A 26772-nucleotide genomic window follows, 5' to 3' on the forward strand; every position below is an offset into this window, starting at 1 on the left:
GCATGCAGGTGGAATTAGCTGATCTCATGAACTAAAATTTAAAAATTACAGGTAAATCTGATACACCTGGAACTGGAGACAGCCATGAGCGGTACACATCAAGATATCTCATTGGGTTTTTCTCATAGGCGCTTTGCAGGAGGGGCTCATATGTGTATGCTTTATCGTGATGAGACTGAGCGTCGTGGTGTGATTTCCAAATACATCGAATCCGGTTTACTCAATGATGAAAAAATTGGATATTTTGTTGATACAATGAAACCTGAAGAAGTAAAAAGCTGGTTAGCAGAACTAGGCGTTGAGGTACCGGAAGGAAAACAAATCACCATTTCACCCGCTTCTTCTACTTACTGCCCACATAATATATTTGTTCCCGAAGTGATGCTCGAAAATCTGCGCAGATATCATGAGCAATCAATTGCCGAGGGATTTTCTGGTGCACGTCTATCTGGTGAAATGACCTGGTCTCTTAGAAATATACCCGGTTCCGAAAGACTGATTGAATACGAAGCATTGATTAATACAATACTGAAAACCCACCCTATTGCTGCTTTATGTCAATATGACGCAACCAAATTTGATGGTGGATTACTTTTTGATATTTTGCAAGTACACCCATTAATGGTAGTTCACGGACAAATTGTGGAAAATCCCGCTTATATTAGACCAGAGGAATTTTTAAAAGAATATCATAATAGAGCCTAAACATGCATTCCTCGTCTAATAGTACAGATGAAGCCCTGATAATGCGTTTATACGCTGCTCATAGTGCACTCTTTGCTTTTAATACAATAGAGGGAATCATGAGTTTTCTTGAACGAGTAATTAATAACATACCCGGTGTTGATCAAGATGAGATTTTTCTCATTGATCCAGCGAAGAAAATGGACGTTCTATTTAACTCACGATTTATAGGCCAATTTACTCTAAAAGCAGGGACATTCACCCGTGAGTTTTTTTTTCAGATATGCCAATCTCTGGAGAAAAAAAATATTTTAGTATACCCGGTTAAAACGGCTGATATTTTTTTTGGCTTTATTGCCATTAAGGCAAAAAATTTTAAACAATTCCACATCTATGATCCAGTACTTAATAGTTTTGCGGTTTCTGTATCAATTATTTTAGACAATAATTATCAAAAGAATCTTCTTGAAATCAGCAATAATGAATTGATGATGCATAGACATCACCTTACAAAATTGGTTGAATCACAGACGGCTTCTTTAAATAATGCAAATATACAGCTGGCCAATATTTTAGATAAAACCGTTGAAGCGATTGCATTGATTACTGAACAACGTGATCCCTATACAGCAGGACATCAATTCAGAGTAGCCAAATTAGCAGAGGCGATGGCAACAAAGTTAGGATTAACTGCACATGAGATACATAATGTCTATTTGGGTGCCTTGATTCATGATATAGGTAAAATTCGTGTTCCAACCGAAATACTCATCTCTCCTGCCAAGTTGACTTCAATCGAATTTGATTTCATTAAAATACATCCCGAGGCCGGGTATAAAATTGCTCAATCGGTTCCATTTAATCAAACCATTTCTGACATCATTCTGCATCATCACGAGCGTCTCGATGGAAGCGGATATCCAGATAAATTGACAGACAAAGAAATCCCGTTTACTACCAAAATTGTGACAGTAGCGGATGTATTTGAAGCAATGAGTTCTCATCGCCCTTACAGACCCAAGAACAGCGTCCTTGAAACATTAGATGAGTTAAAACAGGGAGCAGGAATTCGGTACGATGAAACGGTGGTTAATTGTTGTATTGAGCTTATAACTGAGGATTGTTTTATACTTCCCCTCCAACCCTATCTGGAAAGAAATTAATAATCCTCAAACAATCAACGACTTCTTTAATCGGAGCCGCTTCGCGGAACCTCCCGGATTACGTGCTTCGCACTTCATCCAGGCTACTTTAAATACAGACATTGCTTAGCATGACTCATAGCCGTCAAATCAAAAGTAGCCTGGATGAAGCACAGCGAAATCCGGGAAGCCTATGCGCAGCATAGTACCTTTTTAATCGGAGCCGCTTCGCGGAACCTCCCGGATTACGCGCTTCGCACTTCATCCAGGCTACTTTAAATACAGACATTGCTTAGCATGACTCATAGCCGTCAAATCAAAAGTAGCCTGGATGAAGCACAGCGAAATCCGGAAAGCCTATGCGCAGCATAGTACCTTTTTAATCGGAGCCGCTTCGTGGGACATTCCGGATTATGCGCTTCGCACCCAATCAGAGGTTTTAGTACAAAATTTCCTTTACCTTACAGATATGGGACGAGACTCAATATGAAAGCAACGATGCTATTTATCACGAGATTAACAATTCGTAGAGATTATCTAGTTCCTTTAAGATAATCCTCGCATCGATGATAAGGATCCTGAGCGATTAGTTCTTCTGCTTTTTGTGCAAATACGGAAAAACGCTGCAGTGCCTTTTGACGATTATCCTTAAGAGACCGAGGAAGAGCTTCGCCTGAATACTCCTTTTGCATTGCCGATTTTTCCAGTTTGGAGCTTACCGTATGTGCTCGTATAATGGGATTTGGAAATGAGGAATACACGCCAAGTCCATCAATTGGAACAATTTTACCATCAACTATAGGAGAACTATGCATCCATCCACCATATCCCTCTTCCTGGCTTTTAATCGCTTTAAGTGTGCTTCCAATTTCCTTATATTTGCTAGACAACAAGAGTGATAATGCATCAAGCGATTCCTTTGGAAGTTGATGGTTAATCCATTGCTTCAGGTTTCCAGTACGAATTAGTTCACGTCGATTCTTGGTCGATACAAGTAATGCGGCTCTCTCCTTGACTATAGTGTCAAGACGATTTGCAAGTTCATCTAATTTAACAATCATCATACCTAAAGGATAAATTGCTTGGGCAGCGCTACGATCTTGATAGTTCCAATGATCAGGATTACTCTCTGGAAGATAGGGATATTTTTGTACCGCTTTTGTAATATTAATGGCATAAATTTCATCATGAAGACCATCCAATACTTTTTTTAAATCCAATGTTTGATGAATAATCTCTGCTTTAAATCGCTTTTCAGGGCGTCTCTGCCCAGATGAATCAGCACCTTGAATCAATGAATGAATTTTTTCATGAGACATGATGTGCTCCATAACAAACCAATGTGTTTATTATAGCACACGCCTGCCTGATTAAGTTCTGTCAGATAACCTCTTCAAGGACAATCCTAACTTAACAAGTAGCAAGTAAGTTGGGACGCGCCCCATAGACGTCAGGCTAAGGAATTTCTGTATTAATAGTAGACCGGATGAAGTGCAAAACGCGTAATCCAGAAAGTCCCGCGAAGCGGGCACCGATTAAAAAGGTACTATGCTCCGCATAGGCTTCCCGGATTTCGCTATGCTTCATCCGGGCTACTTTTGATTTTCTCCTTCGCCTGACGGCTATGAGTCGAGACCCAGAATAAGATCCAAATGAAAGCAAAGTTAATCAGTCGGGTCGAGACCCGACCTACTTATTATGGAATTAAAATTTACAACAACAGAGAATTACCTGTTTGTCATGCACTCAGATATTAATCTGAAATTCTCCGCCAGGTAGTTCCTTTTTCCCCGTCTTCCAATTCGATACCCTGAGTTAATAATTCAGCCCGGATCTGATCTGCTCTTGCCCAGTTACGTTCGGCTCGGGCCTGCAATCGTTCAGAAATCAGCTGTTCAATAACTTCTCTATCATCTGACGCAAGACCGGACTGCAAAAATGCAGAAGGTTCTTCCTGTAAGAATCCCAATATTCCAGCCAAATGTTTCAAAGTTGCAACAAGTACAGGCGACGCATTTTTATTGACTTCACGACTCAGCTGAAATAATACCGACAAAGCAATAGGTGTATTGAAATCATCATTCATGGCTTGTGTAAATTGCTCAACCCAATGATTATCCAACTCTTCACCAACTCCTGTAGACGATGATTCTTTTATGGCTTGATACATACGGGTTAACGCTTTTTTCGCATTTAACAGATTTTCTTCAGAATAATTTAAGGGACTGCGATAATGACTGCTCAATAGAAAATAGCGAATGACTTCAGGATGATGATCCTTCAATACATCGGCGATAGTGAAAAAATTACCGGTTGATTTGGCCATTTTCTCATCATTAACCTGCAACATTCCTACATGAAGCCAATAATTTGCGAATGGCTTACCTGATGCTGCCTCGCTTTGCGCAATCTCATTTTCATGATGAGGAAACTGTAAATCCAAACCACCACCATGAATATCAAATTGCTCACCTAACTCATGCATGGCCATAGCGGAACATTCAATATGCCAGCCTGGACGTCCATCCCCCCAGGGTGATGGCCAGCTTGGTTCATTAGGTTTTGCTTTTTTCCATAAAACGAAATCCAGTGGAGAACGTTTTTCTTTAACAATTTCAACACGAGAACCCGATACCAGGCCCTCAATATCTTTATGAGATAATTTACCGTACTCGGGAAAAGACTCCACCTGGTAACACACATCCCCATTATCACTCACATAGGCATTACCTTTATCCAGCAAACGTTCAATTAATCGAATAATGGTATCAACGTGACCTGTTGCTCTGGGTTCTATATCAGGAGGCAATATATTTAAAGACCGAGTGTCTTCGTACATGGCGTCAATATAGTGATCCGTTAATTCTTTAATGGATATACCACGTTCATTTGCCCGAATTATAATTTTATCATCGATATCTGTAATGTTTCGGACATACGTCACATCAAAACCCTGTGAGCGCAAATAACGGACGATGACATCAAAAGAGACCATAGATCGAGCATGGCCTAGATGGCAATGATCATATACAGTGTTTCCACAGACATACATTCCAATTTTACCGGGTTTTAACGGAACAAATGCTTCTTTTGTTCTGGTTAAGGAATTATATAAATGCAACATCTCTGCCCCCTAGCTCACTTTGCCCCAAGTGTCTTTTAAATCAACCACACGATGAAACGCCTGGACCTGTCCATCAACCACTTTATTTACGCAATAATAACCTAATCGCTCAAATTGAAACACTTCGCCTTCAGATTGATTTGCGAGTCCGGGCTCACAAAATGCTTGCTGTGTTTGTAATGAATCATGATTTAAAAACTGAAGAAAATCGTCTTCCCGTGCAGGATTAGCATCATGAAACAACCTATCGTATTGATAAATGGTCACCGGATAAGCATGCGCACAGGATACCCAATGAATTACTCCTTTAACTTTACGATCTTCAGGATTCTTACCCAAAGTATTCGGATCATAGGTACAACGTAATTCTATAATTTCTCCCTGATCATCTCGTATTATCTTCTCGCACTTAATCACATAGGCATGGCGCAAACGGACTTCAGCTCCAGGAGACAGACGAAAATATTTTTTAGGAGGTTCTTCCATGAAATCAGAACGCTCAATATAAACTTCCCTTGAAAAAGGTAAATCTCTGCTTTCTGAATCAGGATCCTGCGGATAAAAATTGGATTTAATGAGTTCCACTTTATCTTCAGGATAATTTTCAATCACAATTTTAATCGGATCCATAACACATAACGCACGCTTCGCAGTTTTATTAAATTCTGCGCGCACACACTCTTCCAATACAGACATATCAATGACTGAATCACTACGTGAAATACCTATAATCTCGCAAAATTGACGTATTGCTGCAGGTGGATAACCTCGTTTACGCATCCCTCTCAAGGTAGGTAACCGTGGATCATCCCAGCCAGAGACTATATTTTTTTCTACCAGTTCACGTAATTTACGCTTGGAAGTCACTGTATGCGATAAATTTAAACGCGCAAACTCAGTCTGAACGGGTCGAGCTGGTAAGGGTAAATTATCAACCAACCAGTCATATAAAGGACGATGATCCTGAAACTCTAAAGTACACAGTGAATGAGTGATTTGTTCCAGAGCATCGGATATTGGATGTGCGTAATCATACATGGGGTAAATACACCATTCATCACCAGTTCGTTGATGAGAAGCATGTCGGATACGATAGAGAACGGGATCACGCATATTCACATTTCCAGATTTCATATCAATCTTGGCTCTTAGAACATGGGTACCGTCTTCGAATTCTCCAGCCTTCATTCGGGTAAACAAATCGAGACTTTCTTCAATTGGCCGGTTTCTGTAGGGACTTTCTCGTCCAGGTTCCTGCAAGGTACCTCTATAAGCACGAATTTCTTCCATACTCAGACTGTCAACATAAGCCATATCTTTTTTAATTAAATAAACAGCCAAATCGTAAAGTTCATGATAATAATCAGAAGAATGGGTCATGTCACACCATTCAAACCCTAACCACCGGACATCATCAATGATTGCATTGACGTATTCCTCTTCTTCTTTAATAGGATTTGTATCATCAAAACGCAGGAAACATTTACCTTTGAATTCTTCGGCCAAACCAAAATTCAAACAAATCGATTTGGCATGTCCAACATGCAAATAGCCGTTAGGCTCAGGAGGAAATCGAGTCACCACTGATTGATGCTTGCCACTCGCCAGGTCATCGGTAATCAATTGTCTTATAAAATGAGCCCTTTTATCTGTTAATTCTGTCATACTTTTTTTCCATTATTATCTATTGCCTGACGCATGGAGCTGATTAAAGTTGCTCCAGCCTGTGCTGCGTTTTTATTTGATTCATATGCTTCCAGAATCGTAGTGATTAGCGCAGCCCCTACAATAACGCCGTCAGCAAAACCTGAAACCTCTGCAGCCATTTCAGGAGTTTTTATCCCAAAGCCTACCATTAAAGGGAGGCCGGTTTGCGCTTTACGTTTTTGATACTCTGCTTTTAAGGAAGACATTTCCAGTGTATCGGAACCCGTTACACCTTTTAAAGAAACATAATACAGATAACCTTTAGCATATTGATTTATCAATTCCATTCGTTCTGCTGAAGTAGTGGGAGAACATAGAAAAATACTGTATAAACCATGTTTTTCCCAAACTCTGGAGATACCCTCACCTTCTTCAGGAGGTAAATCAACCAGAATAGTACCATCTACTCCGGCCTCTACAGCATGTTGTGCAAACAAATCATAACCGTACTGTTCTATAGGATTTAAATACCCCATAATAATGACTGGAGTATCCTTATCGCTTTGTCGAAATACCTTAACCATCTCAAGAACATCGCTACAATGTACTGATTGAGCCAGAGCACGTTCCATTGCATGCTGAATCACAGGTCCTTCAGCCATAGGGTCAGAAAAAGGTATGCCAATTTCTAAAATATCTGCCCCTGCATCTACCAATGCATGCATCAGCTCAACTGTACTATCAGGATGAGGATCCCCTGCTGTAAGGTAGGGACTCAACATTGTTCTGCCGTTGGCTTTCATATTCGCCAGAGTTTTATCAATTCGGTTCATATAGTACCTAAATTAGTATCAAACAAACTTCAATCCAAAATCAGCCGTCCCAACCCTCATGGGTTCAACAAGACCAGGAGTAAAATACAAGCTGTAAATTGTATTCACAAATCCAGTCTATTACTCAGAACGAGATTTTAAGTTCCATTAAACTGTAATTCCATCAATAGATGCCACTGTATGCATGTCTTTATCACCACGTCCTGATAAATTGACTATGATACGTTGGCTTTTAGTCATGGTTTTCGCTAATTTCATTGCATAAGCAAGGGCATGACTGGATTCCAGTGCCGGTATTATCCCTTCAATGCGCGTTAAAGTCCGAAATGCTTCCAGAGCTTCATCATCATTAATTGCAACGTATTTAACCCGTCCGGTATCTTTTAAATAGGCATGCTCAGGACCAACCCCTGGATAATCAAGACCTGCCGAGACAGAATGAGTATCTTTAATTTGCCCATAATCATCACAAAGCAAATAAGTTCTATTACCGTGTAATACACCTGGTTTTCCTTCAATTAAAGAAGCCGAATGTTCTCCCGTTTCCAAACCTTTTCCACCAGCCTCAACACCATAAATGGCCACAGACCCATCATTTAAAAAAGGATAAAATAATCCTATTGCATTAGACCCCCCTCCGACACAGGCAACGAGTGCATCGGGTAATTGCCCTGTTTTTTCAAGACATTGTTCTCGAGCTTCCACACCAATTACGGTCTGAAAATCTCTAACCATTTGAGGATAAGGATGAGGCCCTGCTACAGTTCCAATGATATAAAAAGTATCATCAACATGACTTACCCAATCTCTCATTGCCTCATTTAATGCATCTTTAAGGGTTTTTGATCCAGAGGTCACAGGAACGACTTCGGCGCCCAATAGTTTCATACGATAAACATTACTGGATTGCCGTTTAATATCTTCCGACCCCATATAAACAACACATTCAAATCCAAGCTTTGCAGCTACGGTTGCTGATGCTACGCCGTGTTGTCCCGCTCCTGTTTCCGCAATAATTCGGGTTTTTCCCATACGTTTGGCAAGCAAGGCCTGCCCTACTGTATTATTTATTTTATGAGCGCCAGTATGATTCAGATCTTCTCTTTTAAGATAAATCTGCGCGCCGCCTACCATTTTACTTAAACGATCGGCATGGTAGAGAGGATTGGGACGCCCAACATAATCTCTTAATTCAGAATGCAATTCAGCTAAAAACTCCGGATCATTACGGAATTTGGTATAAGCCTCGTCCAACTGTTTCAGTGCAAACATCAACGTGTCAGCTACAAATATACCGCCATAAGGACCAAAATGCCCTTGTTTATCAGGAAGTTCTTTAGTACTCATTCTTTGCCCCATAATGCCTTCATAAACCGACTCATTTTTTGATAATCTTTTACCCCAGGCGATGCCTCAATTCCGCTACATACATCTACTGCATAAGGCCTATGTAGCTTAATAGCATCCATAATATTCAATTCATTAAGCCCACCTGCCAAAATATAAGGTTTTGTTAGATTATCAGGAATAATATTCCAGTTAAAAGTTAACCCCGTACCGCCTCTACAACTTTGTGTAGCAGTGTCTAAAAGTACAGCGCGAGCACTATGAAATTCATCTGCGACGTGGAGTATGTGACTGGATGATTTCGGGTGTGCTGCTTTTATGTATGGGACTTTAAACTCCTGACAAAACTCAGGAGACTCATCACCATGAAACTGCAATAATGTAACTGGCAGTTCATCAAGTATCTGATGAACAGTGCTCTTGTCCGGATTAACCAACACGGCAACTGCATCGATAAAAGGCGGGAGATTTTTTAATAGGATCCCGGCCTGCTCAATACTGACGTATCGTGAACTCTTGGGATAAAAAATCAATCCAATAGCATCAACTCCCAAGCTGATGGCATGAGCTATATCCTCATTACGTGTCATCCCACACATTTTGACTCGTATACGAGTTTGATTCAATTATTTCTCCCAAAGAAATAAGGGGCCCGGATTATTTTGTAAAACGCCAAATTCTGAAGGATAAGCTACCTGAACCAGATATAAACCATAAGAAGGGGCAGTTTCAGCTCCCAATTTTCGATCTCTGGCATGTAAAACCTCTTCAACCCAAGACACAGGATGTTTATTAGAGCCTACTGAAATCAATACACCTGCTATATTGCGCACCATATGGTGTAAAAAAGCATTTGCAGTAATATCAATTATGACTAACTCACCTGATCGGCTCACTTGTATCTGGTGTATATTTCGCATCGGTGTTTTAGATTGACATTCTACAGAACGAAAAGAAGTATAATCATTCTCACCTAATAATTTTTGCGCCCCTTCATGCATAAGCCGGTGATCCAGTTGCCTGTATTGCCAAGTGACATTGCTACGTAATAAAGCCGGACGTATCGGACCATTATAAATTACATAACGATATCTCCTGCTGGTAGCGGAGTAACGAGCATGAAAAGTGTCTTTCATCTCCTTTCCCCATTTAACACAGATGTCTTTAGGCAAAAAAGAGTTCGCGCCATGAATCCAGGCACGTATAGTACGCTCCTTTTCACAATCAAAATGGATAACCTGATTTGTCGCATGAACACCGGTATCTGTTCTACCTGCGCAAACAACAGAGATAGTACTATCTGCAACCTTTGACAAAGCATGCTCAACGGACTGTTGAACAGTATGCAAGCCTGTCTGTGCTTGCCAACCATGATATTGGCTTCCATCGTATTCGACCACTAAGGCAATACGCATTCAATTTTCCTGATAAAAAGGGTCAATTTATATTACCCCATTTATTTTGTCTATATCTAGATGATGGTTTATGTCAGATTCTGGGAATACAGTTTTTATTTTTTATGAATTATACAAAAACCGATGATATTTAGTTTAAAATTTAATCATTTAACATGGGCGCATTTCGCATAGACTCAATTAGTCTTGATGAGCTTTAAAAGGCTACTTTCATCTCATCTGCCTTTTATTTGTTCCAACAAGCCCTTAGCCTCTGCTTTTTGTTGTTCACTACCGTACTCCAGTACTTCCTCCAGAGAATGTCTGGCAGATTCAAAATCATCCATTCCAATATAGGTTTTTGCAAGATCCAACAAGGTGTTGAGTGCCTTGGTGCTTTTTAATGGATTAGCAGACTCATTATTTATTTCGGATTCTGGAGTGATGGATGATTCATCAGTTAAAGGACTATCATCCGAGTTTATTTTTTCCTGTGATGGATCTACAAAAAAATCGGTAATTGATTTATCCAAGTCGACATCAGGAGTTTTAGTAACCGATGCATCCACTGGAGTATCGACGGTATCAATCTGATGGGGGCTCACTTGAGTACTGAATGAGTCTGTCAGGTGCTCTCCTTCACCTTTATCCTCATCAACTGGCTTATCACCACGATCACTCACTGGCCTGTCTGATAAAGACGAAACAAAATCCAAAGACATGTCTTTATCTGGATCTTCATAAGCTTTATCTTCAGTAGATGGTTTCGTCGATTGTTCCTTCAGAACCTCATGCAATCCTGCCTCAAACTCCAACACATCGTGTTCTGGCATTTCTTCATCACTGGCTGAATCAGTTTGTATTTCATGAACAGGTTCATCGGGTTGTTTCTCATTCTGTGTGGGATGAACCTCAATAAGAGAACGCTCCGGTTGCTCTGCATTCGACTGTTCTGGAGTAACAGATTCTTCAGGTCTAGTTTTAACAACGCCTTCGTAAGATTCAATTACGCTATTGTGTTCTTCCTTATGAGATTCGTCCTTTGATGCCAGTTCAATTATCGGTTCATTCAATGTCTCTTTCTTTTTTCTGCCTGGACGTTTTTTAATTACTTTTTCCGGAGAAACCTCGGTTTCAGGCGTCGCTTCATGTTCAATCCCTGACACATTTTGCTCAGTTTCCGGCTCTTTTTTCACTTCAGTCAAAATCTCTTTATTGTCATTATCCACCACTTCCGCTTTTGTTTGTTCTCCCTGAGAATCAGCGGGAACAGCTTCAGGATTGGATTGAGACTCAGTGATCGACTCTTCAACTATTAATGGCACAGGCTTGACCAAAGGAGTAAATGGCTTAGGCTCAATTGGAGTATCGGTTAAATAGGGAGATTCCTCGCTTTCTTGTTTTCGAAGTATGAAATACCAATAAGCAAATCCACCACCGCCTGCGGCTACAAGCAATAATAAAAAGAATGGCCAATAACTGGTGGTTGAATTACTGGAATTTGAAGAACTTGCTTGAGCAGCCACTGCAACTCTTTGTTTCATCATCACTTTCATTTGAGCCTGCAATTGCTCCAATTCTTTGTCGCGCTTATCTAATTGTTGTTGTAATTTCTTATTTTGATCCTGCATTAAATGTAATTGTTCCATCAGTAACGCATTAGATTCTCTGACTGATTCAACCGCGGCGGTTGTAATGGATAACTCAGCTCGGGTTGTTGCATCCCGATCACTATTCTGAGGGGAATTATTATTGGGCATGGATTGCTGTTGATTGGTATTCATTACAGGAAGCGCTGTATTAACTGGAATCAGCTGTGAAGCAGATCCTTGGGTTGGTTCAGCCTGTATTATCATCTTGGGAATAGTCGGAATCTGCGAGTTATTCACAGGAGGACTGGAAGTTAGTGTTGTTCCATTCATATAAGGTGGCGATAAAACATGATTTACAGGCGTTTTCTCATTCCACGCCTTATCGTGCGCCATGACCTCTTCCGTGGCCAGATCCGCAGGTACCTGCATAATTTCTTCAGTACCAGGGATTATCAAACGTACCCCTACTTTTAAACCATTTAAATTACCCTCTATAAATGCATCAGGGTTTGCTCCCACAATAGCAAGAACAACTTGGGGTAGAATGATCTCTGAAGTTTTGTATCTTAATGCAATTTGCCACACATTTTCATTTGTAATTGTGGGCCCGTAAGTCGCTTTTTTCTTACTGTCATTTAAATTCAACGGATTATGTTCAACTTTAGTGCTTACTGCTTTATTAATAACGCCAGGCTCATAAGTATGTTTTTGTACCGTTTTATAATGTGTTGGACTACTTTGTGCGGTAGTGGAGACCAATTGATACCCCGGAGGGTCTAACAATACCGTATAGGCTTTATATAACTGCCCTTGCGGCCAGGTTAAATCAACAACCAATTCGATATAAGGTTCTGTCATTCGTTCCTGGGATTGAACCAGGATGATGTATTTACCTTGCGCGTTTTTTTCAATTCTAAAGCTGAGTAAAGATAATATAGCGGTACGCTCAATTCCAACTTCATCAAAATTTTCAGGATCAGCCAACCCAACCCTGATTCCAGGCAAGGGCGTTGATCCAACATCAATTAATTCTATTTCCGCAGAAAAGGGTTGATCAAGAGCTGACTTTACTGTCATGTTTCCCAAACCTATAGCATGAAGAGACATAGGTAGAGTTAACGCGAATATAGCCGCATGCAGAACAGTTTTTTTCAATCAGAGCTCCATGCACACTGTGATAGATAGATATTTTTATTCATAAAAATTAACACTATATGCCGGTCTATTCAAGAAAACATCATAATATTCTAAAAGAAATATCAACTATTGTTTAATTACAATGCAATAAATTACTTATTAATTCACTCGTTACTATTTCCAAATCGACGCTCTTCTTACAAAAAAGTGATTTCAAATGAATGGATTATTTCAAGAAAATGACAATTGAATCAGTTACATTCCTCTGCCAAGTAGTTGTTTAGGATCTCTTAATGTTTATTTAATAAACAATATATATAATAAATATATACAAATAGTCATTCCGAGAAGGTATTTTATGGTTAAAATATACCTACTAACAGCCCCCTTTGATGAAGAGGCAAAAACTGGTGATGGACAATATGCAGCCTCTTTAACATCCGGTTTTGCACAAAATTACGAGACCATACAATGTACTTGGTTAAAAAAGAATAATGGTCATTATACAATTCCACTTCCAGCTGAATCTACATCAGTTCCTCATGAAACCATCCCAAGTGCCGAGGTTTTGCAGCCAGTCGCTAATAAAAGAACTACGATTAGTGGTTATAAATTAGATACTCCCCTGTCATCAACAGTCGAAGTAGAAGAAGTTAATAAACAAACCGTTAGCCCTAAAACGCCCAAAGTTATTATAAGACATGATGATACCCTGCATTCACTTACCATTATGGACATATATTCTACAAAGCCCATCCAATTAAATCGAGGCAAAGTTCACGAACTATTGACTAAATTAGATGATAAGCTCAGAACGATAACTATGGCTACTCGAAATAATGAGCATGAGCTGAGCAAATTAAAAAGTCAAAAATCAAAAAAAAATTATCTGGTAAAATTATATAAGCAAAATCGAGAAGAAATTCAGCAGTACTGTAGTATTAATGAATACATTGAAGCACATTTTGAACCTGTAACATTTGAATCAAGATATCTAAAGGCTTACACAACCCTTGTAGCATTATATGGACATTTTGATAACCAGACTAATTTAAAAGAGCTAGAAAAACTAACCGATTTTCTAACTGGAATTAAAGATTATCCCTATGATTTTCATAGTAATAATCTACCCTATGATTTAGAAAACGATACGAAATTTAGAAGTCTTTATGATTTGGATCTGTTAAAGGAATCAATCGATACGATCATCCTTAACTTGAAATCTTTAAGTATTCGTCACTCTGTAGCAGCACGTTACCCGCATGGTTTCAGCCTGTTTCAAGATCCCAACGTTGAGTACGCCGATAAAGTAAGCTGGGTTAATGCGGTTTTCCTCGATGAATATAGCTTAACCCACGACCAAGTTCAATTTTCTAATGCCTTGTTAAATCCTTCATCATTGGGCCTGGATCTTGCAAATCCAGCTGTTGTTGAGGAAGCGATAGAAACATATACAAACATTAGCAATAAACTACATCATACCCAAAATATTTTGTTAAACAAAAAAGAAAGAACTCAACTGATTTCAGATCTGCAAACACTGATGTTACAGAAAAATGAACCGTACTTCACATCAAATACAAGACTTAATGGTTTTTATGGTAAAAGACCATTTAGCGCAGCTGAAGGATTTCACCTGGCTTATCAAGCCAATCAACGTGATCCGCTGAAACATCATGTGATTCTTGACATCATCAATAGCATGCAACCTGTTGATGATAATACCTATCTTGATATCCATATACGCCCACCGGATTGTGGTGTATTTATATCACCTAGAGATATTAGGACATTCCAGGAGGCCGGTATTAAAGTCAATATCACGATCCATGAGTACAAACAAAATTATACTCGGCGTTATTTACAACAATATACCCACGACTTAATGCGCCAGGCAGATACTGTTCAATTCTTTAATGAAATGGATAGAGACAATGCAATTATTGCTGCCACCTACGGTGACTGTGATAAACGCAACACAACTGAACCTACAGGCGTTGCTAAAAAAGCAAGAGAGGTTGGTGCGGATTACCAGTTAGAAAAATTCCCTGTAGAGCCCTATGATCTGGCAAGAAAATCAGGATTAACAGTTGCGTCACAACAGCTAAGTACTCGTCCGTCACATCCTAGTGATGTCATAGAAAGAGCACCTAATATTTTGTCTTTTGGCACCATACGACCCGGCAAGGGTTTTGAAGAAGCTTTAAATCTTGCACGATTAGTTAAAGCGGATGCACAAACTATTCAGACAAGAATTAATGCAACACCAATCGTTAAACTTGCAGGTGATCCCCAGGATAAAGAACTAATGCAGCAAATCGTTGAAGAACGATTTGGCGCAGGTGTGGTTGCAGCCTATCAGCACACTCATCAATACAATAATGATTTTAGTAACGGTCAGCGCAGAGATTATTGGAAAGGTCTGGTCAATGAATTAAATAATCTAGTGGCCCAGGGAATGGCTGATCTTAATAATCCCTATATCGAAATACATCCTTGGTGTGAGCATCACGAATTACTGGCACTAAAAGAAAGCTGTAAATATGTTTGCCGCATGGATGATATGGGAATGAGAAACAATGGTTCAGCAATTATCAGTGTTTTAGACGTTGGTATCGTTTATACAAAATTTGGCTCTGTTACTGATCCAATTTATACTAAAGATGGCCAATATGGTAAAGCAGTTGATATTGGTGAATATCGGTATGGTAAATATAGTTTATTAAAGCGTGAAGAAGAATATAAAGCACAGCATGGTCCAGGAGCACTATTACCCAGGTGGCTTCGTAAAAATCCAGACTCTGATTATAAGCGTAAACCAGAGTCCAGAGATCCAAAAGAAATTCTAGACTCTATAATTGCAAGAGAAGTAAATCAATTAAATACTGAGCCGAAACTATCTGAAAATTACCAAACTGTGGTAGAAGCTCAAAAATTATTAAAAGAACGATTTACACTAAAAAATGCAGTAGATCATCTATTACAAAACATTGGACTCGGTCATTTAATTATTAGAAAAGTGCCTGAGGACTTATTTGATGAAGTTGATCCCGTACTTGCTCTGAGCGAGGAATTTTCACAACTCGCTGATATAACCCCTCCTCGGCTTCATTTATCACGTTCATGTCACAGTTTGGGATTTTTTAGTCCAAGTTGCGCTTTAGAAAGTAGGGTTCTGCCACATAAATTATCACGATCGCAAGGCGATGAAATTCAGATGGATTCAAGTCAAAGTTTCAGAGCCTCGCAAAATTAGCCCTGTCATCTCTCTTAAAAGTTCATTATAACCAGTTAAAAGAGTTGACAGGATTATTTAGACACCACCCTCTTATTGCTTCCCGAGTTCATATTTATTGTGAAGATTGATTGAGCTTGAAACATGGAAAATTAAAGTGATGATTCAGTTAGAAAGACACTGTCTTTTGTATTGTTAAGAACAGTAATCATTGACCAATATCATGCAAAGCTGTAATTCCCATCATACTGATCTTGAGCTCGATGCTGCTCTCATGTAAGGCTGATCATCGCACTGAAGCCTAAGGTTCTGCTCCTGTTGCATTTCAGAACTGAACTTCTTCAAAGCGTCCATTTCCATAACATGTCGAACAGTATAAGGTAATGCATCTAAACCGCGTTGAAGACAATTCTCTTTTATTTCATTTATTGTAGATAATCCATAGGCATTACTCATTTTTAATCCCTGCCCAAAGTAAGCATTGTGAATGAGCCTTTCGGAAGACTCTTCAAATAATCCGGCTAAATGAATCAATTCCCAGCATCTTCTATAACAGTCAATTGTTTTATTTTCCATATTAAGATTCTGATAAAAACCAGCGAGATAAAAATAAGTATTTGCAAGCAACAAACAACCAGGGGTTTTAAATTTTAGTAATTTGGAATACAAGGCATCTACGTTACTGTATAGGTTATCGATTTGTTTCTGTTCAGTACTCTCCTTGCAACCAATAATCAAAGTGGTTAAAATCTGTTGGATGGCATGAAAAGAATCAAATTTAAAAGCTGAAAGTGAAAGATATTCTTCATAGTTACTTTCTGATGTTCCTTTTTCCTTCCTGGCAGCTAAATACAATGTATAGCCACAATAAAAATCAGCTCTGGATTTAGGAAATGGATCTCGAAATTGAAAACATGTATCTCTTTGCAATCGTATCTTGTTGAATTTATTTATCCAGAATACACTTAACTGAGGGCTATCAAGTACTTCTGTATCTCCATCCTGACTCTTGGCTTTGAGCAAAGCCAGCTCCAATGGTGTTAGCTTCTCTAGATCTGAAACAATCTGTTCTAAACTAGCATTTTGCAGATCTACTCTTTTAATTTCAATATGAGAGTAACTCATAGGTTCCCTTAATTTATTATTACAATTGTATCATCATTAGTGATTATTTTACTTCTTATTTGATCATTTTTCAAGCTGATTGATTGATGACGGGTGAGCAAAATAGGAACTATCAACCAAAATCTGTGCTATGCTTTTACAATACCGTCGCAATTCATTTCATACGAACAATCAATCCAACAAGCAGACAAGGAAGTTTCATGCTAAAAACATACAAATATAGTGTTTGGTTCATCGCGGCATTATTTGTAGTTTATTCCTTTTGTCTCAATACAGCATCGGCAGTTTTTGCTGAATCAATACAAACATCACTTCATGCGAATAATATCAGTGTATCGGCTGCATTAAGTGCATTTATTCTCGGGTTTGCCTTCATGCAGATTCCAGCCGGTTATTTACTGGATAAATTCAATGCACGATATATAGTCAGTACCGGCATATTGATTCTGGCAACAGGCAATGTTTTAATTTCATATGCAGACAATCTGACACTATTCACTCTGGCCAACTTCATTCAGGGAATTGGAGCATCCTTTGCATTTATTTCTGCCGCAGTACTCATATCTCAGTGGTTCTCTGAAAAAGAGTTCCCTATATTGTTTGGCTTAATCCAGGGCGTCTCATGTACTTTAGCGGGCATCATTCATTATTGGTTCACATTAGCCTTAGCGACACACAGCTGGAATGACATCTACCGAAGTTTATCACTCTTTGGATTTTCTTTATTTATATTATCCCTGTTATTAATCAAATCCCCCAAAGATTATAAACGAGAACAAGGTTGCTCTTTAAAACAGTCACTAATCACCGTTTTAAAAAACAAACAAATACTTTTGTGTTCAATTGCAGGCGCGACATCCTTCGGAGTGCTTCTGGCCTATGCGGGCCTGTGGTATCTGAAAATTCAGATGTATTACTCTATCGCCAATCTTCAAGCTGTGATGATAAGCGCAATGATTTTTTTTGGTATTGGTGTGGGTACTCCCTTCCTCGGCTGGTTTTCAAATAAAATAAAATCACGGGTTAAGGTAATTCATGTCACCCTGTGTCTGGGTACTATGACACTATTACTTGGGATTTATCTTCCACATTTTAATTTGAATACACTCATCATCATTCAAATCGTTTCATTTTTTATAGGTTTTTTTCTCTCAGGCTCCATGCTGTTTTATACCCTGGTAAGTGAATTTTCAACTAATGCTACGCGAGGAGTTGCTATTAGCGTATTAAATACTGCCGTATTCTTATTTAATACCTTGATGATGTTTCTTCCTTATTTATTTATTACCGCTTTGTCACCAGACTTTTTTACCTATCTCTGGATACTGCCTTTCTTTATTCTGGTTTCGATACTGCTACTTTATTTTATAAATGACAGTTCTCCATCTTAATTCATTGGGAGTTATAGCATGAATGATAAAACAGCATACCGAGGTTCACTGTTCTATTTCAAGGATTCAGCGACTATTGCTAATGTACCCGTCAATAAAGACAAACAAACAGATGAAGATTGTCAGTACGTATACATTGAAGATGGGCTTCTGATTGTAGAATCCGGAAAAATCGTAGAAGCGGGAACTTATAGTGATTTAAAAAATAAGATTAAAGACTTAAAACTGGTCAATTACACCGGTAAATTAATTACCCCTGGATTTATCGACACTCATCAGCATGCATCGCAAAGCGCCATTGTTGCCGCCTATGGAGAGAAACTATTGGAATGGCTGGAGAATTATGTTTTTCCAGCTGAGAGTACATATATTGACGATGAACATGCACGAAATGATTTAAATTTCTTCCTGGATCAACTATTAAAGAACGGCACAACTACAGCCGTATCCTATGGGCCCTTATTTTATAGCGCATCGAATATATTTTTTGAAGAATTAACCAATAGAAATATGCGCTTCATCACCGGCAATATATTAATGGATATTAATTCACCCGACTCTCTAAAGTTGACCGCAGAACAGAATTATGACAATTGCAAACAATTGATCGAAAAATGGCATAATACCAATAGACTCGCCTATTGTATTTCTCCCCGTTTCGCTCTGTCTTGCTCTCAACAAATGCTGGAACTGTGTGGCGCGTTAAAAAAAGAGAATCCGGATTGTTACATTCAGACACACTTAGATGAAAATCTGAAAGAAATTGCTGAAGTAAAAAAATTGTACCCCAAGAGTAAACATTACATGGATGTATACGACCATTTTGGACTGGTCACTGACAGGACTGTATTTGGCCACTGCATCCACACAACACATGAAGAACTTGAGTTATTTAAAAAATCAGGAGCAATAATATCCTGGTGCCCATTAAGTAATAATTTTCTCGGCAGTGGATTATTCAATTTTGGCAGAGCAGTTAAATATACGGACAAAATTACAATGGGAACCGATTGGGGAGCAGGTAATTGTCTCTCCATGTTCGCGGTATTGGATGATGCCTATAAAGTCTCCATGCTTAACAGCGTACAATTACCCAGCATGATCCGATGGTATATGGCAACCTATGGGGCGGCTAAAGCCCTCCAGCTTGATGACAAAATTGGTACGTTTTCTCCAGGTAAAGAGGCGGACTTTATCGTGATCGATGCGGATGCAACTCCTTATTTAAAATACAGGCGTGAAAAAGTGAATGATATTTTTGAATTTCTCTTTATTTTAATGACTTTGGGCTCAGAGGAAAATATAAAGGCAACCTACATCTATGGCAAACCTGCATACATTAATGAACATTAGGACATGTGTATAAATCATCGATGCCCCGAATAAAACTGAATGATTCGCCAAGGGAATACAACAATAAATTAGGACGCCAAAATAGTTATCTCGGAATCGCTGCTTTCCAGCAAGCGATACCGAGTGAATTTTATATATACTTTTATCCGGTTACTCAGGAACAGAACGTTCTTCTTCTAAAAAACGAACCTGGCCGGTTTTAATATCATGCACTCCAGCAACTATCCCTACTTTCTTACTGTTTACCAAATCTCTAAGAATGGGACTTCTAGCCTGAATTTCTCTGACAACATTTAATGCATTTGCCTGAGCAATAGCATCAACTAATTGCGCATCACTACAATTTTTAGTGCCCATAGATTCCATACTGGGTTTCACAACCGGTTGAATTTTATCTAAAACATCAGTTAAATGCCCCAATTTGACGTCTTTACACGCACCGGAAACAGCGCCACAAGACGTATGCGCCAATACGACAATTAAGCGCGAACCAACAACCGCTGAGGCATACTCCATACTGCCCAGTATGTCATCGTTAACCACATTCCCGGCAACACGTAAGGTAAACAAATCAGCTAAACCTTGATCAAAAATTAATTCCGGCACACTACGGGAATCCATGCAATTGAGCACTACTGCAAAAGGAAACTGACCATAGGAAGAGATCTTGGCCTGTTTTAAATAATCACGAGAAATTTGTTTATTTGCAAGAAATCGCTGATTCCCTTCTTTCAATCTTAATAAAGCCTGCTTAGGGGACATTTGCTGTTGCTTTTCCTGACTTATGGTTTTACCCAGAGGAGCTGTTTCACTAGATGAAGCGTGGGCCAGATCATTGGAAATCCAGATGACACTGCAAGCCAGGACCATTATTTTTAATACGATATGATACATTAATAAACTCCCTTTCAATAATTTATATTTTAACCAAATTTATCATAACGTTAACTTACCTATATTTGCAAAGATCGATTACACAAGATTCCTTCATCTATAATGAATAAAGAAGCCTTATTTACTTGCAAGGTACTCTCCAGCTATTGTCCCTGTTTACTTTTAAAGTTACAGTCATGATCCAAATTAAATAGTGGAGCATTCATGTTAAGGAAAACCCAACTACTAGGCACAGGACTGATTATTTTAGCAGCCTCATCAGCAAACTCAGGATTTTATACCGGAATTGGGATGGGATCAGATTCAGTTGATTTCGCAATGAGATCCCGGGTTACTGGACCAAACCCAGGGCATCCTGCAAATTTTGATGTAATCAATAAATCACATGCATCAGCTACGGGCATTTTTGGTTCACTCTTTGCCGGTTATGGCGCACTTGTTTATAAGAAATTTTATTTTGCCGCAGAAGCAAACGGTACTCTCAGTGCAACTGAATCTAACGGCTATAATTTTGAATTCATCCACAAATCGTTCTCACAGACCGAAATTAAACTTAAAAACACGATTGGCATCAGCATACTTCCGGGATATCAATTTTCACCTGATACATTATTTTATGGTCGCCTGGGACTTACTAACAGCACACTGCAAGTAAATACCTCTGACATTTCCCTGGCTAACTTCACCAGGAAAAAAAATGGCTTTCGTTATGGCTTGGGTATAAAACAGAACATTACCAATCGGCTGGCATTGCGTATGGATTATAGCCGTATAACCTATAATGGCACTAATACAAGTACTTTTGATCCCATAGGAGTAGTGATTAAATCAACACATATGTCACCCAATGAACAATTAATTGAATTTGGGTTAATTTTTAATTTTGCATAATTCACTTTAATCCACTCATAATGAATGGCTGTTACAGCCATTCATTCCCTATTTTGATTTTCTACGCAGACTGCCCAATTAATATATTGCATTAACTACCCCCCTAATTCATAATTAGAGTCTCGATTTTTATGGAAAAACTATGACAGCATCGTTACTCGATGGAAGAGAGTTATCAGCTCTTCGCCGGAATGAACTCAAACTCAGAGTGCAGCATCATGTTCAACAAGGACAGAGAGCACCGGGGCTGGCTGTCGTACTCATTGGCACTGATCCTGCATCAACGATCTATGTTAATAATAAACGAAAAGCCTGTGAAGAAGTGGGTATCAGGTCCCACTCCTATGATTTACCGGCAGAAACCAGCCAACAGGAATTACTTCAACTGATTACAGAGTTGAATCACTCAGAAGAGATTGATGGAATATTAATTCAATTACCATTACCCAAACACATCAATGAAACAGTGATCATTGAACACATAAAACCAGAAAAAGATGTGGATGGTTTTCATCCTTATAATTTGGGACGACTGGCTCAGAGAAACCCCTTATTGAGGCCTTGTACGCCCTTGGGCATTATGAATCTGTTACACCATTATCAATTAAATGTTAAAAGAAAACATGCGGTAGTCATAGGTGCTTCAAATATTGTTGGCAGACCAATGAGTCTTGAGCTATTACTCGCAGGTGCTACTGTTACGATTTGCCATAAATTCACCCAAAATCTACAAAAACTGGTGGAAATTGCCGAGCTGGTCGTTGTTGCAACAGGCAAAATGGACGTCATTGATTCTGACTGGCTTAATGAAAGTCAAATAGTAATTGATGTTGGAATGCATCGTTTGAGCGATGGCAGTATTCGAGGTGATGTTGATTTTCGTAAAGCAGTAAATAAAGTAGCCTGGATAACTCCTGTGCCAGGTGGAGTTGGTCCAATGACTATAGTTTCATTACTTGAAAATACTATGTTAGCGGCATCGAAATTCAAGGGATGAAACTTATTTATCCAGTTCATCCCAATCAAATTCACCGCTTAACTCATCAAAATCATCTTTAAACTCATCTCTCAGGCGCTTTCGTTCTAATCGGTCTTCCAGCATGCGTTTTACTCTTTTTTTCTGAGTCATGTCGTCAATGTCGTCATCATAGTTATAATCAGAAAACGATTGATCATCATATTCTTCATGTAAACCCATTTCACCCTCCTTTTGAATGTCCTCAAGAAAAGTATAGTGCACAAATTTAAAATACGGTAATTGGAGTTGAATTCATTAATTAAGCACAATAATGTATCGAATAAATCGACATGGAGAGCCATTTATTCCCTGAACCGAAATCAAATACACTACTCTGAAAACAACTGTTCACCGCGTATAAAAAATACATCACTGCCCTATAAAACACTGCGTCCAGAACAGTTATTACGATAAATAATGGGATTCTGTTATACTCAGCAAAACTCTTTAAACAAGTACTCATTTATGCTCAGCTATCAACATGGATACCATGCGGGCAATTTTGCCGATGTAATCAAGCACGTGACTTTAACCCGACTGTTATCGTATGTAATAAAGAAAGACAAACCATTGCTTTATCTTGAGACCCATTCTGGAAAAGGACAATATGACTTAAGGGATAAACAGGCAGAAAAAACAGGAGAATACAAACAGGGAATTAAATTAATCTGGCCTGATCGTAAAAAGCTCAATCCAGTATTTAAAGACTATTTTGATACCATCAGAAGTATGAATCATGAAGATGGATTAAGAAATTATCCTGGTTCCCCTTACTTCGCAATTCATACATTACGCATGCAGGACAGATTATACTTGTGTGAACTTCATCCTGCTGAATTCGAGTCCCTGGATCAGATGGCTCATTTGAATAAGAAAGTCCATACCAGCAATACTGATGGTATGATCAGTATGAAGGCGCTATTACCCCCTCCTGAAAAAAGAGGATTAATTTTTATTGATCCCTCCTTTGAACGCAAGGAAGAATATAAAGAAATCCCTTCCGCTATAAAACAGGCTTTTGCCAAATTTTCAACTGGCGTTTATTGTCTTTGGTATCCTGTGGTCAACAGAAAACTAACCGAACAGCTCATCCGGGGTATGAAAGATATTGAGGCAAAAGAAGCACTAAGAATAGAGTTTAATCTTACTCTAGCTCCCAAAGATGGAATGACTGGTTGTGGATTATGGATTATCAATCCGCCTTTCACTTTAGCTGCGGAACTTAAAATAGTACTGGATACGCTTAGAACCTATTTTAATCCAGGCGTGTCTTCTTACATTATTGAACCTTATTCTAAATTACACGAGAAATAAATGATTCAAGTGATCCCTATTCCTGCATTTTCGGACAATTATATCTGGGCTATTACGGGTGATGAGCCGGGGGTTTTCGACTGTATCGACCCTGGAGAGGCAGATCCGGTCATTCATTTCGCAAAAACAAATCAATTAAAACTTCGTACTGTTTTATTAACGCATCATCATCATGATCATATTGGTGGGGTGACTGATCTACGTAAAGCTTATCCGAATTCCATAATCTATGGGCCAAGTGATTCGCGAATTCCTTACCTCACCCAAACCGTGGGTGAACACCAATCCCTCAAAATTGGAACATTAACCATTGATGTCCTGTTTAATCCAGGACATACGTCCACTCATATAAGTTATTATGAACCTAGTCAGGAATGGTTGTTTTGCGGCGATACCCTTTTCTCCGCGGGCTGCGGCCGAGTGTTCGATGGGACAATGGAACAATTACACCACTCGCTAAACCTGTTTAAAAAATTACCGCAGTCTACAAAAATTTTTTGTGGTCACGAATATACACAGCAAAATCTCAGATTTGCTCTGACTGTAGAACCTCAAAATCAGGATGTTATAAACTATATAAACCAGTTAACACACCAAAAACTCAGCTGCTCCCTGCCCTCTAACCTTGGCCTGGAGTTGACTGTTAATCCTTTTCTTCGCACGGATAAACATGCAGTAATTGAATATGCTCTAAACCATGGTGCGCAATCTTCTGATTCTCTAGAGGTATTCAGAATCTTAAGAAATCAAAAAAATTCATTTCAATAAAAAACAAATGGTCTCAATTTTATGCTTTTTGTATTTATAAAATCCACAAAGGGTTTAATAGTTCACTGATTTTTAGTAAACTGTTTAGCCAATTATGAACTCAGGTAATACCATTGAAATTTAAGTCATTCATTATAAAAGGTTTTTTATTCTGCAGCTTTATGTTTCTTGGCATTTCTAATGTTTCAATTGCTCGCGGTGCGCCGGATGTTTGGGATGTACTGCGTAGTGAATTTTCTCTAAATCATGAAGTAACCCGTCCTGAAGTCCAGGAACAAATTAGATGGCTAGTTGCTCACCCAAGTTACTTAAATAAAGTCAGCAGACAATCAGAACGCTACATTTATCATATTCTGGGTGAAATCAAAAAACGCAAATTACCTGGCGAGCTAGCGCTTATTCCAATGGTTGAAAGTGCCTATGATCCCTTTGTCTATTCTGGGGCCGGAGCTGCAGGATTGTGGCAACTCATGCCCAAAACAGGCAGTGAACTGGGATTAAAACAGGATTGGTGGTTTGATGGACGACGCAGCATTGGACCATCTACCGATGCAGCACTGAATTATTTGCTGTACCTGAATAAATTTTTCAAAGGGAACTGGATATTGGCTATTGCTGCTTACGATTGCGGAGAAGGGACTATCGCCCGGGCAATTAAATCTACAGTACGTCCCAGTAGAACTGTCAACTTTTGGAATTTGCCTGTACCAAGAGAAACCAAACTTTACGTACCTCGATTGCTTGCCTTGGCAGAAGTAATAAAGAATCCAGGTCGTTATAAAGTGAGTTTGCCCAGTATTCCTTATCTACCTTATTTCGAAGAAGTAAATATAGGCAGTCAAATTGATTTGAATCATGCCGCCAAACTTGCTGGCATCAGTTATACAGAATTAAAAAAACTGAATCCTGGTTATAATCGTTGGACAACCCCACCCTATAAACCATTCAAATTACTAATACCTACAGAAAAAGTTGAACGATTTAATCTGAATTTATCCAATATACCCGAAGATAAACGTGTAAGCTGGCCGAAACATCAAGTACAAGAAGGCGACAGCCTCGACTCTATTGCCGCTCGATACAACACAACGGTACAGTTAATTAAGCAATTAAATCAATTGACCAGTAATAGTGTAAAGCCCAATCAAGCCATATTGATCCCAAGTAATAAAAAGACACCTGTGGTTGTCAAAAAAGAAGCTTCTGTTTCAACTACTTTGGCAAAACAGTTAACCAAAACTAAAAACCAAAGAGTGATTCATGTAGTAAAAGCGACAGACAGCATCCAAAAAATTCAAAAGACTTATGGAGTAACGGCTAACGAGATTAAAACCTGGAATAAATTAACGTCAAATAAACCCTTAAGAGCCGGGCAACATTTAATCATTTGGAACAAGGTAAAACAACCTTCCTTCTACATAGTAAAACGAGGAGATAGTTTAAGCGTTATTGCGAAGTCTCATCAAACAAAAGTGAAATCACTTCTTGAATTAAATCCAGGCCTTGGAAGAAAGAAAACGCTTCGCCTGGGACAAAAAATATTGGTGGGCTAATCAATCCAGATGAGCCATTAGGAAGTGCGCTGATAACGGATGATATTTACGGAAATTCAGGGCCTTTTATCTTAAGATTTTGCTCAGGTTTAATTCGCTGGATTAATACCTGTCCATTGAAATTGATACAGATAATGAACCGGAAAATGAATTACTAATAACCATAAAAACGAAAAAATGCCTGAATTATAGTTTTTCGTTTTTCAGGATGACCTTGAAAAATCACATATTACTTATTGATTTACAATACAATTTTTATTAATGTGCGAGAATATATTGATTTATTTTCCTTTTCAGGTATGAAGCTTGCAGGAGTGTACTGAAACTTGT

General features: G+C 38.8%; 22 protein-coding genes. 10 read left to right on the forward strand and 12 right to left on the reverse strand.

From position 1 onward, the window contains the following. Positions 1-84 precede the first annotated feature (84 nt). A complete protein-coding gene (locus tag IZU94_RS13930; RefSeq protein ID WP_203111787.1) occupies positions 85-705 on the forward strand; it encodes an MEDS domain-containing protein in 621 nt (206 codons plus the stop codon). 2 nt (positions 706-707) lie between these two features. Next, the gene (locus IZU94_RS13935; RefSeq protein ID WP_203111790.1) at positions 708-1847 is read left to right on the forward strand and encodes an HD-GYP domain-containing protein; all 1140 of its coding nucleotides are present in this window, start codon (positions 708-710) and stop codon (positions 1845-1847) included. A gap of 512 nt (positions 1848-2359) precedes the next feature. Here the strand turns inward: IZU94_RS13935 and IZU94_RS13940 are convergent. From IZU94_RS13940 to IZU94_RS13975, 9 genes are all read right to left on the reverse strand, one after another. After that, positions 2360-3145 (reverse strand): hypothetical protein, encoded by a 786-nt coding sequence (locus tag IZU94_RS13940; protein ID WP_203111793.1) that lies wholly within the window; start codon positions 3143-3145, stop codon positions 2360-2362. Positions 3146-3281: 136 nt separating this feature from the next. Next, positions 3282-3413, reverse strand: coding sequence for a hypothetical protein (locus tag IZU94_RS18345; RefSeq protein WP_255541662.1), 132 nt, complete (start codon positions 3411-3413; stop codon positions 3282-3284). Between the two features lie 166 nt (positions 3414-3579). After that, a complete protein-coding gene (gene cysS, locus IZU94_RS13945; protein ID WP_203111795.1) occupies positions 3580-4950 on the reverse strand; it encodes a cysteine--tRNA ligase in 1371 nt (456 codons plus the stop codon). Positions 4951-4959: 9 nt separating this feature from the next. Beyond that, on the reverse strand, positions 4960-6615 hold the full coding sequence (locus IZU94_RS13950) for a glutamine--tRNA ligase/YqeY domain fusion protein (RefSeq protein WP_203111805.1): 1656 nt from the start codon (positions 6613-6615) through the stop codon (positions 4960-4962). Continuing rightward, complete coding sequence (trpA, locus tag IZU94_RS13955) at positions 6612-7430, reverse strand: tryptophan synthase subunit alpha (RefSeq protein WP_203111808.1); 819 nt, start codon at positions 7428-7430, stop codon at positions 6612-6614. Before trpA ends, IZU94_RS13950 begins: the two co-directional genes overlap by 4 nt. Before the next feature lie 147 nt (positions 7431-7577). Further along, positions 7578-8777 (reverse strand): tryptophan synthase subunit beta, encoded by a 1200-nt coding sequence (trpB, locus tag IZU94_RS13960; RefSeq protein WP_203111811.1) that lies wholly within the window; start codon positions 8775-8777, stop codon positions 7578-7580. Continuing rightward, positions 8774-9403 carry a phosphoribosylanthranilate isomerase gene (locus tag IZU94_RS13965; RefSeq protein WP_203111814.1) on the reverse strand — a complete coding sequence of 210 codons (630 nt, stop codon included), beginning with the start codon at positions 9401-9403 and terminating at the stop codon, positions 8774-8776. Before IZU94_RS13965 ends, trpB begins: the two co-directional genes overlap by 4 nt. Further along, positions 9404-10192 carry a tRNA pseudouridine(38-40) synthase TruA gene (gene truA / locus IZU94_RS13970; protein WP_203111817.1) on the reverse strand — a complete coding sequence of 263 codons (789 nt, stop codon included), beginning with the start codon at positions 10190-10192 and terminating at the stop codon, positions 9404-9406. Positions 10193-10407: 215 nt separating this feature from the next. Further along, positions 10408-12918, reverse strand: a complete 2511-nt coding sequence (locus IZU94_RS13975) for a motility hub landmark protein FimV (protein ID WP_203111820.1) — start codon at positions 12916-12918, stop codon at positions 10408-10410. A 340-nt stretch (positions 12919-13258) separates the two neighbouring features. Here IZU94_RS13975 and sidI point away from each other — a divergent pair, with 340 nt between their 5' ends. Then, complete coding sequence (sidI, locus tag IZU94_RS13980; RefSeq protein WP_238400447.1) at positions 13259-16156, forward strand: Dot/Icm T4SS effector Ceg32/SidI; 2898 nt, start codon at positions 13259-13261, stop codon at positions 16154-16156. Positions 16157-16378: 222 nt separating this feature from the next. Here sidI and mesI read toward each other — a convergent pair whose 3' ends face one another. Then, complete coding sequence (gene mesI / locus IZU94_RS13985) at positions 16379-17260, reverse strand: Dot/Icm T4SS effector metaeffector MesI (RefSeq protein ID WP_203111823.1); 882 nt, start codon at positions 17258-17260, stop codon at positions 16379-16381. Positions 17261-17460: 200 nt separating this feature from the next. Here mesI and IZU94_RS13990 point away from each other — a divergent pair, with 200 nt between their 5' ends. Together IZU94_RS13990 and guaD are read left to right on the forward strand one after the other, a co-directional pair. Beyond that, positions 17461-18651, forward strand: coding sequence for an MFS transporter (locus IZU94_RS13990; RefSeq protein WP_203111826.1), 1191 nt, complete (start codon positions 17461-17463; stop codon positions 18649-18651). 18 nt (positions 18652-18669) lie between these two features. Then, the gene (gene guaD / locus IZU94_RS13995; protein WP_203111835.1) at positions 18670-20004 is read left to right on the forward strand and encodes a guanine deaminase; all 1335 of its coding nucleotides are present in this window, start codon (positions 18670-18672) and stop codon (positions 20002-20004) included. Between the two features lie 150 nt (positions 20005-20154). On the opposite strand, the gene IZU94_RS14000 is transcribed toward guaD, so the two are convergent. Beyond that, positions 20155-20874: a carbonic anhydrase family protein gene (locus IZU94_RS14000; RefSeq protein ID WP_439649238.1), complete on the reverse strand. Its 720-nt coding sequence runs from the start codon at positions 20872-20874 to the stop codon at positions 20155-20157. Between the two features lie 228 nt (positions 20875-21102). On the opposite strand from IZU94_RS14000, the gene IZU94_RS14005 reads away from it, so the two are divergent. Together IZU94_RS14005 and folD are read left to right on the forward strand one after the other, a co-directional pair. Continuing rightward, positions 21103-21789, forward strand: coding sequence for an outer membrane protein (locus IZU94_RS14005; RefSeq protein WP_203111844.1), 687 nt, complete (start codon positions 21103-21105; stop codon positions 21787-21789). A gap of 142 nt (positions 21790-21931) precedes the next feature. Continuing rightward, complete coding sequence (gene folD / locus IZU94_RS14010; protein ID WP_203111848.1) at positions 21932-22786, forward strand: bifunctional methylenetetrahydrofolate dehydrogenase/methenyltetrahydrofolate cyclohydrolase FolD; 855 nt, start codon at positions 21932-21934, stop codon at positions 22784-22786. A 3-nt stretch (positions 22787-22789) separates the two neighbouring features. Here folD and IZU94_RS14015 read toward each other — a convergent pair whose 3' ends face one another. Further along, the gene (locus tag IZU94_RS14015) at positions 22790-22987 is read right to left on the reverse strand and encodes a hypothetical protein (RefSeq protein WP_203111850.1); all 198 of its coding nucleotides are present in this window, start codon (positions 22985-22987) and stop codon (positions 22790-22792) included. Positions 22988-23272: 285 nt separating this feature from the next. Between IZU94_RS14015 and IZU94_RS14020 the strand changes: the two genes are divergently transcribed. The 3 genes from IZU94_RS14020 (at position 23273) to IZU94_RS14030 (ending at position 26442) form a co-directional block, all read left to right on the forward strand. Continuing rightward, positions 23273-24121: a 23S rRNA (adenine(2030)-N(6))-methyltransferase RlmJ gene (locus tag IZU94_RS14020; RefSeq protein ID WP_203111853.1), complete on the forward strand. Its 849-nt coding sequence runs from the start codon at positions 23273-23275 to the stop codon at positions 24119-24121. Between the two features lie 3 nt (positions 24122-24124). Continuing rightward, on the forward strand, positions 24125-24889 hold the full coding sequence (gloB, locus tag IZU94_RS14025) for a hydroxyacylglutathione hydrolase (RefSeq protein WP_203113351.1): 765 nt from the start codon (positions 24125-24127) through the stop codon (positions 24887-24889). Positions 24890-25002: 113 nt separating this feature from the next. Further along, the gene (locus IZU94_RS14030) at positions 25003-26442 is read left to right on the forward strand and encodes a lytic transglycosylase (RefSeq protein ID WP_439649235.1); all 1440 of its coding nucleotides are present in this window, start codon (positions 25003-25005) and stop codon (positions 26440-26442) included. The last annotated feature ends 330 nt before the right edge of the window (positions 26443-26772 follow it).

The organism is Legionella bononiensis, assembly GCF_016786215.1.
GTDB lineage: Bacteria > Pseudomonadota > Gammaproteobacteria > Legionellales > Legionellaceae > Legionella > Legionella bononiensis.